At 74.8% G+C, this 12,566-nt stretch carries 7 protein-coding genes; 3 read left to right on the top strand and 4 right to left on the bottom strand.

Features of this window, described 5'->3' with window-relative positions; all coding sequences use genetic code 11:
- Positions 1–110: 110 nt before the first annotated feature.
- From eccE to ACYQ8Q_RS32815, 3 genes are all read left to right on the top strand, one after another.
- Positions 111–1,283, top strand: a complete 1,173-nt coding sequence (gene eccE, locus ACYQ8Q_RS32825) for a type VII secretion protein EccE (protein WP_460070120.1) — start codon at positions 111–113, stop codon at positions 1,281–1,283.
- A gap of 2 nt (positions 1,284–1,285) precedes the next feature.
- Positions 1,286–2,062: a hypothetical protein gene (locus ACYQ8Q_RS32820; RefSeq protein ID WP_460070118.1), complete on the top strand. Its 777-nt coding sequence runs from the start codon at positions 1,286–1,288 to the stop codon at positions 2,060–2,062.
- 301 nt (positions 2,063–2,363) lie between these two features.
- Positions 2,364–5,645, top strand: a complete 3,282-nt coding sequence (locus tag ACYQ8Q_RS32815) for an SCO5717 family growth-regulating ATPase (protein ID WP_460070116.1) — start codon at positions 2,364–2,366, stop codon at positions 5,643–5,645.
- 66 nt (positions 5,646–5,711) lie between these two features.
- On the opposite strand, the gene ACYQ8Q_RS32810 is transcribed toward ACYQ8Q_RS32815, so the two are convergent.
- The 4 genes from ACYQ8Q_RS32810 to rbfA all read right to left on the bottom strand — a co-directional run bounded on the left by ACYQ8Q_RS32810 (position 5,712) and on the right by rbfA (position 12,530).
- A complete protein-coding gene (locus ACYQ8Q_RS32810) occupies positions 5,712–6,656 on the bottom strand; it encodes a bifunctional riboflavin kinase/FAD synthetase (protein WP_460070114.1) in 945 nt (314 codons plus the stop codon).
- Positions 6,657–6,787: 131 nt separating this feature from the next.
- Positions 6,788–10,918 carry a trypsin-like peptidase domain-containing protein gene (locus ACYQ8Q_RS32805; protein WP_460070112.1) on the bottom strand — a complete coding sequence of 1,377 codons (4,131 nt, stop codon included), beginning with the start codon at positions 10,916–10,918 and terminating at the stop codon, positions 6,788–6,790.
- Between the two features lie 260 nt (positions 10,919–11,178).
- On the bottom strand, positions 11,179–12,084 hold the full coding sequence (gene truB, locus ACYQ8Q_RS32800; RefSeq protein WP_460070110.1) for a tRNA pseudouridine(55) synthase TruB: 906 nt from the start codon (positions 12,082–12,084) through the stop codon (positions 11,179–11,181).
- Positions 12,081–12,530, bottom strand: coding sequence for a 30S ribosome-binding factor RbfA (gene rbfA / locus ACYQ8Q_RS32795; protein ID WP_059203119.1), 450 nt, complete (start codon positions 12,528–12,530; stop codon positions 12,081–12,083). Before rbfA ends, truB begins: the two co-directional genes overlap by 4 nt.
- Positions 12,531–12,566 lie beyond the last annotated feature (36 nt).

Genomic DNA, 12,566 nt, shown 5'->3' with positions numbered 1-12,566 from the left:
AGTCCCGGCCGGACGGGACGACCCACTCGGCCGCCCGCGGTTCGTCCTCCTCCCCCGGGTCCTTCGTGCCGCAGCTCAAACCACGCTCGGGGCACGGAGGTTCCTTCGCCGTGCAGCGGCTGGTGCTGCTGGAGCTGGCAGCGGCGCTCGTCGTGTGCGGATGGCTGGTCGGCCCGGTCGCGCTCGTACCGGCCGCCCTCGTCGCCGCGCTCCTCGTGGTGCTGGCCCTGGTACGCCGCCGTGGGCATTCGCTGCCGGAATGGCTGGGCTCGGTGCTGGCCCTGCGGGCCCGCAGGCGAAGGGCCGCGGGCAGGCAGGTGCCTGCCGGTACCGAGGCCGCCCTGGCGCCCGCCGTGGAATGCGATCCGAGTCTGCGGACCTACACGTACGGCAACCGTGACCGGCGGCCGGTGGGAATCATCGGAGACGGGACGTTCGTCACCGCTGTTCTGCAAGTGGAGGCCGACGCCACCGCGCTGCGGCCCGAGCGGAACCAGCAGCCTCTGCCGCTCTCCCTGGTGAGCGAGACCCTCGAAGTCGACGGGATCCGGCTGGAGTCGGCGCAGATCGTGCTGCACACCCAGCCCGCGCCCGCGATCCATCTGCCCCGGCAGTCCGTGGCCGTCGCCAACTACGCGCCGCTGCAGGAACAGACCGGCGCACCCGCGGTCCGCATCACGTGGGTCGCGCTGAAGCTCGATCCGGAATCGTGCCCCGAGGCCGTGGCAGCCCGCGGCGGCGGGTTGGTCGGGGCGCAGAAATGCGTCGTCCGCGCTGCCGACCACCTCGTGAGCCGGCTGACCGGGGCCGGGTTCCGTGCCACGCTCCTGAACGAAGAGGAACTGACCACCGCCATCGCCACCTCGACCTGCGCCAATCCCCTGGTGACCGCGGAGGCCGGGCGGTCGGACACGAGGGAGCGGCGGACCGAGGAGACCGGCCGGAGCTGGCGCTGCGACAACCGCAGACACACGACGTACTGGGTCCGCCGGTGGCCGGCCCTGGGGGGCGAGAGGGCTCCTTCCCTCCCGCAGTTCATCGCCCTGGTGACCGCCGTCCCCGCACTCGCCACCACCTTCAGCCTCACGCTCGCGCGCGGCGAGGGCCGCGAGGTGTCACTGTGCGGCCACCTGCGGGTGACCGGGCGCGGCGACGACGAACTCGTCGCCGCACGGCGCGCCTTGCAGGCGGCCGCCCGCCATACGGGGACAGGACTCGTCCGCCTCGACCGCGAGCAGGGGCCCGCCCTGCTCGCCACGCTGCCTCTCGGCGGTGCCCGGTGACGATGACCACGCGCGCCGGTCGGTCGGCCGCCAGTCGGGACGATTCGCACACCTCCGCACCCGAGCGGGCGCGCGAACTGCTGCGCAGCGGCTTCGGCCTGATCGGTCCGCGGCACCCGCGCCACTCCGTCGCCCCGGAGCAGTTGGCGGAACTCGCACTGCCCATAGGGGACGACGGTGTCGTCATCGGGGTGGACGCAGAGGGTCGACCCTCGGTGCTTGGCCTCAACCGGCCGACTCCCTACGACATCGTCCTGATCGGTGGTCTGTGGACCGCGCAGGTCATCGCCCTCCGGGCGGCGGCCACCGGAGCACGGGTCGCCGTGGAGACGGGGCGGCCGCAGGCCTGGATGCAGATGGTGCACGCCATGGGCGGCGGACAGAACGGTCTGGCCGTGTACGACGTGGGTCGGGTGCCCCCACAGGGCACATCGGCCGGGACCCCCGTCCTGGTGGTGCGTGACTGCGGTATGCGACCGCCGCGCGGACGCGTCGTCTCCGGGCCCTGGCAATCCGTGTTGACGCTGCTGCCCTACCTCAGTCCGGTGGCCCCCCGGCTCATACGCCAGGCGCGGCTCGTCGGTGTGCAGCGCATCTCTCCGGACGAGGCCGCCGAGCTGGGCCGCGCGATGACCCTGCCCAGGGAGGCGGTCGACTCGCTGCCCGGGCTCGCCGACGGCTTCACTCTTTGGTGCGCAGACCGTGACCGCCAGTACACGCTGACCCAACCCACCGACGCCGAGATCGGATTGTTGGGTACGCCACGCAGGATGGACTGAATCCGCCCTCGCATGACACTCCATCCGTTTTCGGCGGTTTTACTCACCGGCAACTCCACCGTGCACAGCATGGGGGGAGACGGTGGAGTCGTGGAGTACGGGCGATGAGGGGCGGACGGGCCTGCCGACGTTCGGCACTCGGTGATTAGGCTGGGAGCGGGCGCGACGCCAGAACCCGTGGACCGGGCGTCGGCGTCCGAGGGGAAGGGCCGGTGGATCGGACGACCTCGAACGACTAAGGACGACGAGCAAGGGTCGCCCCGACACGGCATGAGGGTGCTCGACCACACCAGGAGGAATTGTGAGCAGCGATCGGGACGGGACGCGCGGGGGCTGGGCCACACCCGGCGATGACCAGCCCGACGCGGAGTCCGCCATCGAGATGACGGGCGAGTTCACCATCGACTACGCGCCGCCCGCTTGGTACACGCAGAACACGGGCGGGGGTTCGGGCGCGGGGACCGGGGGGAACACGGGGGCGGCTCCTCCGCCGGGGCCGCCGACGCCCGCTCCCGGGCCGTCGGCCAGTCCTGTCTCCGAGCCCGTTCAGGGTCAGCGGCCGGGGCAGGCGCCGGGGCAGGGGCAGGGTTCCGGGCAGGGGGTGGTGTCGGGGGCGGCTTCTGCTGCTCCTGCGCCGGCTCCGTTCCAGCCTCCGGTTCCGGGGCTGGCTCCGTTCCTGCCTCCGGCGCCGTTCCTGCCTCCGGGGCAGGTTCCCCCGCCGCCGGGGGTGCCTGCCAACGCCGCTCCTGTGGCGCCGTATGTTCCGCCGGTCGCTCCTCCCCCGCCCTTCACTCCGCCGCCCGTGCCGCCGGCGCCCGTCGCCGTACCCGGGCTTCCGGTCGACGGGGGGTTCCAGGCACAGGCGCCGACCGCCGAGGCAAGCAGTCCTGAGAGCGGGGATCTGGAGAGCGGCGCCACCATGCGGATCTCCCCCGTGGCTCTCCAACAGCAGATCGGGGAGCAGGCCGGGGAGGAGTCCTCGCCCTCCGGAGCGGAGGTGGAGGCGGCCGCGGAGGCGGAGGCGGGTGGTGAGACCAGCGCTGCCGATTCCGGCGAGGCCGAGACCGAGGTCCAGCGTGAGATCGAGGTCCAGGGTGAGACCGAGGCTGAGGCTGACGTCGTCGGTACCGTCAGCGCTCCGTCCCGCGACGATGCGGCCGAGGCCGCGACCGGCTTGGACGGGGAGTCCTCGGCTTCCCATGAATCCGCCGAGGATGTAGCGAGCGGTGAGGACTCTGAAGCCGTCGACGCCTCCGACGGCGCCGAGGAGCAGGCCGGGCCCGCTGCTCCGCCCGCCTGGGCTCCGCCGCCCGTTCCGCAGGGCGGGGTGCCGCCGTTGCCGCCCTCGTACGAGCCTGCGGCTCCTGCGCCGGCGGCCCAGTGGCCTGCCCAGCCGCTGCCGCAGCAGGCCGATCCCGCCGTGGCCCCGCCCCAGCCGCCGGCCCAGCCCGAGGCGGCACCGGCCGCGCCGGCTCCCGAGGTTCCCGCAGTCGCACCGCAGCCCTCCGCTCAGGCACCCCAGCAGCAGCCCGCCTACGGGTTCCCCCAGCCGCCGGCCCAGCCCGAGGCGGCACCGGCCGCGCCAGCTCCCGAGGTTCCCGCAGTCGCACCGCAGCCCTCCGCCCAGGCGCCCCAGCAGCAGCCCGCCTACGGGTTCCCGCAGCCGCCGGCCCAGCCCGAGGCGGCACCGGCCGCGCCGGCTCCCGAGGTTCCCGCAGTCGCACCGCAGCCCGCCGCTCAGGCACCCCAGCAGCAGCCCGCCTACGGGTTCCCCCAGCAACAGCCCGCCTACGGTTTCCCGCAGCAGCAGCCCGGCTACGGTTTCCCGCAGCCCCCCGCGCCCAACACCCCGGACGGGTACGGCTTTCCCCAGACACCGCCCGTTCCACAGCCGCAGCCGCAGCCCGGTATCCCCCACCAGGCCGATGGCCGGGCCCCGGCGCCCGAGGCGCCGGGCGGGCCGCAGGGCTTCCCCGGGCCGCCTCCGTACGGGCCCCCGGCGCACGCCCCGTACCCCACCCCCGACGCCGCCGCGCAGCCCGGGCACCCGCCGCAGCCCTCGCAGCAGCCCGTCGACCCCCGGATCGGTGCCGCCTGGCCGCAGGCCGTCCAGCACGATCAGCGGCAGCCGGTCAACCCGGGTGCCGCGCCGCTGGGTTACACCGCGGCCGTGGAGCTGTCCTCCGACCGGCTGCTCAACAACAAGAAGCAGAAGGCCAAGAGCGGCCGTCCGACCGCCTCGTCCTCCCGTTTCAAGCTCGGTGGGAAGAAGGAGGAGGCGGAGCGGCAGCGCAAGCTGGAGCTGATCCGTACGCCGGTGCTGTCCTGCTACCGCATCGCCGTCATCAGTCTCAAGGGCGGTGTCGGCAAGACGACCACGACCACCGCGCTCGGCTCCACCCTCGCCATCGAGCGCCAGGACAAGATCCTCGCGATCGACGCGAACCCGGACGCCGGTACGCTCGGCCGACGGGTGCGGCGGGAGACCGGGGCCACCATCCGTGACCTCGTCCAGGCGATCCCGTACCTCAACTCGTACATGGACATCAGGCGGTTCACCTCCCAGGCCCCCTCCGGCCTGGAGATCATCGCCAACGACGTCGACCCGGCCGTCTCCACGACCTTCAACGACGAGGACTACCGGCGCGCGATAGACGTGCTCGGCAAGCAGTACCCGGTCATCCTCACCGACTCGGGCACCGGTCTGCTCTACAGCGCGATGCGCGGGGTGCTCGACCTCGCCGACCAGCTCATCATCGTCTCGACCCCGTCGGTCGACGGTGCGAGCAGCGCCAGTACGACCCTGGACTGGCTGTCCGCGCACGGGTACGCGGAGCTGGTCTCCCGGTCCCTCACCGTCATCTCGGGTGTGCGGGAGACCGGCAAGATGATCAAGGTCGAGGACATCGTGTCGCACTTCGAGACGCGTTGCCGCGGTGTGGTCGTCGTGCCGTTCGACGAGCATCTCGCCGCCGGTGCCGAGGTCGACCTCGACATGATGCGGCCGAAGGTGCGGGAGGCGTACTTCAACCTCTCGGCGATGGTCGCGGAGGACTTCGTACGGCATCAGCAGATGCACGGCCTATGGACGAACGACGGCAACCCGCCGCCGGTCGCCGCCCCGCCGATGCCGGGCCAGCAGCAGCCCTATCCCGGTCAGCCAGGTCAGCCAGGTCAGCCCGGAGGGTTCCCCGGCCAGGCCGGACCCGGGCAGCCCTACCCCGGCCAGCCGTATCCCGGCCAGCCGGCCCCCGGCCAGCCGTACCCGGCCCAGCCGCCCCAGCCCTTCCCGGGCCAGCCGTACCCGCCCCAGGCAGCCCAGGCGCCCCAGCCGCCCCACACGGCTCAGCCGCCGCACCCGGGTCAGCCCTACCCCCCGCAGGGCCCTCCCGGTCAGCCTCCGTACCCGCCGCAGGGCCAGCAGCAGCCCGGTCAGCCGTACCCGCCGCAGCCGGGGCCGCCCCAGCCCCCGGCCGGTTACGGCTACCCGCAGCCGCCCCAGCCCCCGGCGGGCTACGGCTACCCCCAGCCGGACGGCAACGGCGGTCAGCCCCCTCCCCCGCCTCCGCCCCCGCAGCAGTGACCTACGCCGAAGGGCGGCCGGTGTCCGAGGACACCGGCCGCCCTTCGGCCGTACGGAGCGGGAAAGCTACTCCGCCGCCACCAGCTCCCGGCAGCGCTTCACGTCCTCGGCCATCTGCTCCAGCAGGCCCTCCAGCGAGTCGAACTTCGCCTGGCCGCGCACGAAGGCCAAGAAGTCGACGGCGACATGCAGGCCGTACAGGTCGAGGCCGACGCGGTCGATGGCGTACGCCTCCACCGTGCGCTCGGTGCCGTCGAACTGCGGGTTGGTGCCGACGGAGATCGCGGCCGGCATCGCCTCGCCGCCCGCGTGCAGCCAGCCCGCGTAGACGCCGTCGGCCGGGATCGCGGTGTGCGGGAGGGTCTCGACGTTGGCGGTGGGGAAGCCCAGCTCCCGGCCGCGCTGGGCGCCGCGCACGACGACGCCCTCCACGCGGTGCGGGCGGCCGAGGATCTCCGCGGCGCCCGCGACATCGCCCGCGCCGACCAGGCGGCGGGTCAGGGTCGAGGAGAACGGCTCGCCGCCGCCCGCCTCCCCGCACAGCACCAGGTCGACGACCTCGACCTCGAAGTCGTACACCTTGCCCTGCTCGGCGAGGAACTCGACGTTGCCCGCGGCCTTGTGGCCGAAGCGGAAGTTCGGGCCCTCGACGACGGCCCGGGCGTGCAGCTTGTCGACGAGGACCTTCACCACGAACTCGGCCGGCGACAGCTTCGAGAACTCGGTGGTGAAGGGGAGGATCAGGAGCGCGTCGACGCCGAGCTCCGCCATCAGCTCGGCGCGGCGGTGGTGCGGGGCGAGCAGCGGCGGGTGGCTGCCGGGGCGGACGACCTCGCTGGGGTGCGGGTCGAAGGTGACGACGACGGAGGGGACGCCCAGCTCGCGGGCGCGGTCCACGGCGTGCCGGATGATCAGCTGGTGTCCGCGGTGGACCCCGTCGTAGGAGCCGATGGTGACGACGCTGCGTCCCCAGTCCTCGGGGATGTCCTCCAAGCCACGCCAGCGCTGCACTGTGACCGCTCCTCGAACCCGTGTCCGTATCAACCGTTGCTCTTACGCAGGTCTAAGGGTGCCATGCCGGGTGCTTCCTGCCCGCATCGGCATGGGGGTGTGACTCGATCCACGCGCGCCCGCCGCTCCGGTCAGGCGGGGACCCGTACCCCCGCCAGGTCCTCCAGGGTGCGCCGGGCGCCGGGGCCGACCAGGACCGCCCAGTCCCCCGGGGCGTCGGCGAACCAGCCGGTCGCCCGGGCGGCGAAGCCCGGGATGTGACGGGCCAGCTCGACCAGGCCGCGGTCGAAGCGGGTCGCGCCGTCCGGGGTGCGGGCCAGGAGCAGGCCGGTGCGGTGGACGAGGGTGCGCAGTTCCTCGCCGTCGCGCTGGGGGGCCGCGTGCAGGACGGCGTCCAGAACAGCCGGCGTGTGCTCATGGGCCATCAGGAACTCCAGCAGCTCACGCCGCAGCGGACGGGAGCCGGGGGTGCCGGGGGCCGGCAGGACACCGGCCAGCGCGGCCCGCACCTGCTCGGGGCCGCTGGTCTCCAGCAGGCCGGTGACCAGGGGGAAGAGGACGGCCCGGGCGGCCGGACCCTGGTCCAGGCGGTGGTCGACGTACGCGGCGACGTCCCCGGCGGTGTCCGGCCGCCGCCGTACCGCCTCCCGTACGACGGCGGCGACCCGGTGGGCGAGGGCGGGCGGGGTGGCGTCGGCGAGGGCCCGCAGGGTACCGCTCGCGCCGGGGGTGTCCAGGCGGGCCCGGACGGCGTCCAGGACCTGCTCGGGATGGGTGTCGAGCGCGGTGAGCAGGGCGCTCGGCGGGAGCTGTGGATCGCCCGCCGCGAAGCGCTCCAGCGCCCGGGGCAGATGGCGGTCGCGGGTCTCGGGGTCGCGGACGAGGAGAGCGAGCGCGCCGCCGTGCAGGGGGGTGTCGTCGGGGCGGGCGAGCAGAGCGAGCGCCGCGTGACGGAGCAGGCCCCGGTCGGCGTCGGTGGTGGTGTGCGCGGCGGTGTGCCGGGCGTACGTCAGCGCGGCGACCCGGCGGGCGGGCCGCTCGTCGTGCGCCCAGCGGTCGACGGCCCGGCAGAGCGCGGACGGCTCGTCCTCCGCGAGTACGGCGAGCAGTTCGTCGGCCCGGTGGTGACCGCAGCCGATGAGCGTCTCGGTGAGGTGGTCCGGTGACCGGTGCCGGTGCGTGTGCAGCAGCGCCTGCGCAGCCGTGGCCACGGTGGCGTGCGGGGTCGCGGGCAGCGGCCGCTCGTCGTCGAACCAGCGCGTGAGGCATGGCTGTACGGCGGTGGAGTCGTCGGCGAGGAGACGGGCGACGGCGTCGAGGTACCGGGGGGCGCCGACGCGCTCCGGGGCGGCGTCGGCGAGGACGAGGCGGCGCAGCAGGTCCAGGCACAGTTCGGGCGGGAGCGCCAGCCGCGTCCAGAACCCGGGCCCGAACTCGCCACACCGCCCCGCCCGTTCACCCCCACCGACACCACGCTGGGCCTGCTCGCCCTCCACGACACCCCGGTACGACTCCCCACCTGCCGCAAGGCCCCGCTGCGGCTGCACGCCCCCTGCCACGACCAGGCCCGTCTGCTCGCTCCGCGCCACGCTCCGACCCGTTTGCTCGTCCCGCGCCACGCTCCGACCCGTCTGTTCGTCCCCGACGACGCCCCGGCACGACTGCCCGCCCGCCCTCCCCCGGTACGGCTGCTCGCCTCCCGCACCGCCCCACTGCGGCTGCTCCCCCTCCACCACGCCTCGGTACAACCCCGCGCCCGCCGCCACGATCCGGCCGGTCCGCTCGCCCCCGGCGAAGCCCCGGCCCGGCTGCTCGCCCCTCGTAACCCCCCGGCTTCCCTGCTCACATCCCTTCTCTCCCCCAGCCGCGCCCCGGCCCGCGTGCTCAGCCCCCGCCACGAGCCCGCCCGCCGGCTCACGCCCCACCCCGGCGCGGCCCGTCTGTTCGTCTCCCACCCCAGCCCAGCCCACCTGCTCGTCTCCCACCCCGGCCCAGCCCGCCTGCTTGGCCCACGCCAGCGCCTGGCCCGGTCGGCCCTCGGCCTCCGTCGTGATCCGGTCGGCCAGTTGTCGGAGGATCGCGGTGTACGGCGTGGCGTCCGGGACGCGGAGCAGGGTTTCGGCCAGGAGTCGGGTGGCCCACCAGGAAGCGCCCTCGGTGTCCAGGGCGCGCAGCAACTCCTCCAGGCGGGCTCGGAGTTGGCGCGTGCCCTGTTGGCGGCCGAGGAGGAGCATGGCCTGGACCACCGGGCCGATGCGGTGGTGCGGGACGGGGAGGGGATGGGCGCCCTCGGGGGTGCGGCGGCGGTGGACGAGGGCGCGCAGGGCCTCGTCGAGGTCGAGGTGGACGCCCTGGATCCAGTCGGCGAGTTCCTCGTGGGCGAAGCGGTAGCCGCCGCCGGCGGGCACCAGCAGGCCCTCGGTGAGGACGGCGGAGGCCCAGCCGGTGCCTCCGCCGAGCCGGGCGGGTGCCGGGCCCCAGGGGAACACCGCCTCGAAGGACGCCCGGTCCAGCTCGCCCTGGCCCGGCCCGAGGCTGCGCCGGGCGGCCTCGTGGACCTGGCCGGAGACCTTCGCCGCGAGCCGGCGGACCGCGGTGCCGCGCAGGCCGTTCTCCGCGGCGAGGCGGACGGCGACGCGCAGGCACATCAGGTCGAGGTAGGCGGAGAGGACCTCGTCACGGTCGACGGGGTGGGCGGGCGGGGGGTCGGCCAGGGCCGCGCGGACCTCGGCGAGGAGCCGGATCGTGAGCGGGTGCCGGGCGTCGGGGCCGGTGAGCGCGGTGCCGGGGACGCCGTACCGGGCCAGGGCGGCGCGGGCCTCGGCGGGGGTGAGGTCGCCGAGCGGGACACAGGGCGGGAGGGCCCCGGCCGTCTCCTCCCGGGGGCCCGTGCCGTCGTACAGCATCCCGGGCGGGAAGCGGGTCCCGGCCCGCTCCCAGTACTCGGCCCGGCAGGCCACCATCAGGCGTGCGCCCGTGCGCCGCAGCCACTGCGCGGTGCCCTCGGTCCAGTCGGCGAGCCGGTGGGCGAGGACGGGCGGCATCTCCTCGGGGCCGTCGAGCAGCAGGAGCAGCGGGCGGCCGGCGGAGTGGGCCAGGCGGGCCAGGCGGTCGGGGCGGATGTCGCCCAGGTCGGCGGGGTCGGTCCCGGCAGATGCCGGGTCCGGCGCGAGTGCCGTCGGGCGGCCCGCGCGGGAGGCGGCCACGATACGGGCGGCACGGGTCAGCGCCCTGCGGGCCGCGTCGGCGAGCGAGTCGTCGTCCGCCCTGAGGTCGGCGCCGCGCAGCCACAGGGTGGGGGCGGGTTCCGGGCCCCGGGTGCGGCGGACGGCGAGGGCCGCGATTTCCGTCGTACGGCCGCTGCCCGGTGGTCCGACGAGCCCGAGGACGGCCGCCGGGCCGGTGACGAAGGCGGCGAACTCCCGGGCCGTCGCGGAGCGTTCGACGGTGGCCACGGTGGTGCCGCCGGGGCCGCCCGGGTGACCGGAGAAGGCACCGGGCGGGCCGTCCGAGGCCACCGAGGTGGCGGTGAGCTCCAGGACGCCCGCGAGATTGAGGTCGGCTCCGTACGCGGGCACGGTGGCCGCGTTGCGGGCGAGGAGGTCGGCCAGTGGGCCGGGGGCGGCGGGGCGCAGGGGGACGGCGAAGCCGCCCTCGCGGTCGCCGGAGCGCAGGGCGGTGCCGAGGACCGCGACGACCGCGCCCGTCCCCGCGTCCAGGACCGGTCCCCCGCTCGCGCCTCCGCCGGACCGCAGCGCGTCCCGGCCCGTGGTGCCGATGGCCAGCTCCAGGGCCTCGTCGAGCCGGTGGACGCGGTCCCCGGCCGGGTGGTACGTCGCCCCCGTCGCACCCAGCACGCGTGCCTCGCGCCAGCAGCCCGCCGCCAGCCGGACGTACGTCCCGGTGCCGACGGGTTCCCGGACGGTCACCGGGAGCGGGTCCGTGCCGAGGCCCTCGGTGCGGACGAGGGCGAGGTCCAGTTCCGGGAGCGGGGTGACCGCCTCGGCGGTCACGGCGCAGACCCGGCCGTCGGCGCCGTGCAGGGTGAGGCGGGGCAGACCGGCCACGGCCTCGTGGCTGGTGACGACCGTGCCGAGGTGGTCGGCGACGAAGCCGGTGCCGCGCGGGCGGCCGGCGAGGTCGCGGAGGAGGACGAGGGGGGCGGCGGGGTGGGGGGTGCCGGGTGGCGCGTCCCCGGGTGTGCCGGGTGAGGCGGTGTGCCCGCCCTGGTCGTCGTCCGTCCACGGGCCCCGTCCCGCCATCGCCCTACCTCCCCGCAGCGCCCTTGTGCCCTCGGTTCGACGGTAGGCATGCGGTGATCAAGAAAACAGGGGCCGTGGCGAAAGCGCCCCCCTGCGCTCCCTCCGTTCACTCCGAGCGCCTGCCCGGACGGGTGAATGAACCCGGGTGGTCGGACGCAGGCTAGGGGTGGGGGAACCGAGGGGGGACCGTGGAGCGGCGGGGCAGTGGATCACCCCGTGTCCGCCGCTCCACGGGCAGAGCGGTGCGCGGACCGGAGGGGTCAGCTCAGCACGGCGAGGCTCTTGGCCTTGCCCTTCTGCTCCTCCACCAGGGCCAGGAAGCGGCCCTCGGGGTCGAAGACGGCGACGGGGCCTGCGCCCGCGTACTCCTCGGGCATCTCCAGGCGGACCCCGTTGGTGAGCAGCCGGGCCCGCTTGGCGTCCACGTCCCAGCGGGGGAACGCGGCCTCGGCGGCCTCGGCGATCGGCATCACGTCCAGCTCCTTCTGGAGCTGGTCGAGCGTCTTCGCGGAGTCCAGCTTGTAGGGGCCGACCCGGGTGCGGCGCAGGGCGGTGAGGTGGCCGCCGACGCCGAGGTCGGCGCCCAGGTCGCGGGCGAGGGCGCGGATGTAGGTGCCGGAGGAGCAGACGACCGAGACGACCAGGTCCAGGACGGGGGTGCCGTCCTCGGCGACGGCGTCGCGGACGTCGTACACGGCGAAGGAGGAGATGGTCACCGGGCGGGCCGGGATCTCGAACTCCTCGCCCTCGCGGGCCCTCTTGTACGACCGCACGCCGTCGATCTTGATGGCGCTGACCTTGGACGGCACCTGCATGATGGCGCCGCTGAGCTTGGCGATGCCGGCGTCGATCGCGTCCCGGGTGACCTGGGAGGCGTCGGCGGAGGCGGTGATCTCGCCCTCGGCGTCGTCGGTCAGGGTCGTCTGGCCGAGGCGGATCGTGCCGAGGTACTCCTTCTCGGTGAGGGCGAGGTGACCGAGGAGCTTGGTCGCCTTCTCCACACCGAGGACGAGGACGCCGGTCGCCATCGGGTCGAGCGTGCCGGCGTGGCCGACGCGGCGGGTCTTCGCGATGCCGCGCATCTTGGCCACGACGTCGTGGGAGGTGAAGCCCGACGGCTTGTCGACGATGACGAGGCCGTCGGGCGTGGTGGACTTGCGGTTCATTCGGCGGTGTCGTCCGTCTCGTCGTCACCGGGCTTGCGGTACGGGTCGGCCTCGCCGGCGTACCCGGCGCCCGCGGACGCCTCGCGGACCTTCTCGTCGGCGGCGCGCGCCTTGTCGAGGAGGTCGTCGATGGTGCGGGCGTTGTCCGGGAGGGCGTCGGCGACGAAGGCCAGCGTCGGCGTGAACTTCACACCGGCCGCGCGGCCGACCTCGGAGCGCAGGATGCCCTTGGCGCTCTCCAGGCCGGCGGCCGCGGCCGCCCGCTCCTCGTCGTCGCCGTACACGGTGTAGAAGACGGTCGCCTCCCGGAGGTCACCGGTGACCCTGGTGTCCGTGATGGTGACGTGGGAACCGAGCCGCGGGTCCTTGATCCCGCGCTGCAGCTTCTGCGCCACCACCTCTCGGATGAGGTCCGCCAGCCTCTTGGCGCGCGCGTTGTCGGCCACTGGTCCGTCTCCCGTTCTTTCTTGCGTGTCGTGTCG

The organism is Streptomyces sp. YKOK-I1 (assembly GCF_054660435.1).
This window is presented reverse-complemented; position numbering and strand designations above follow the sequence as displayed.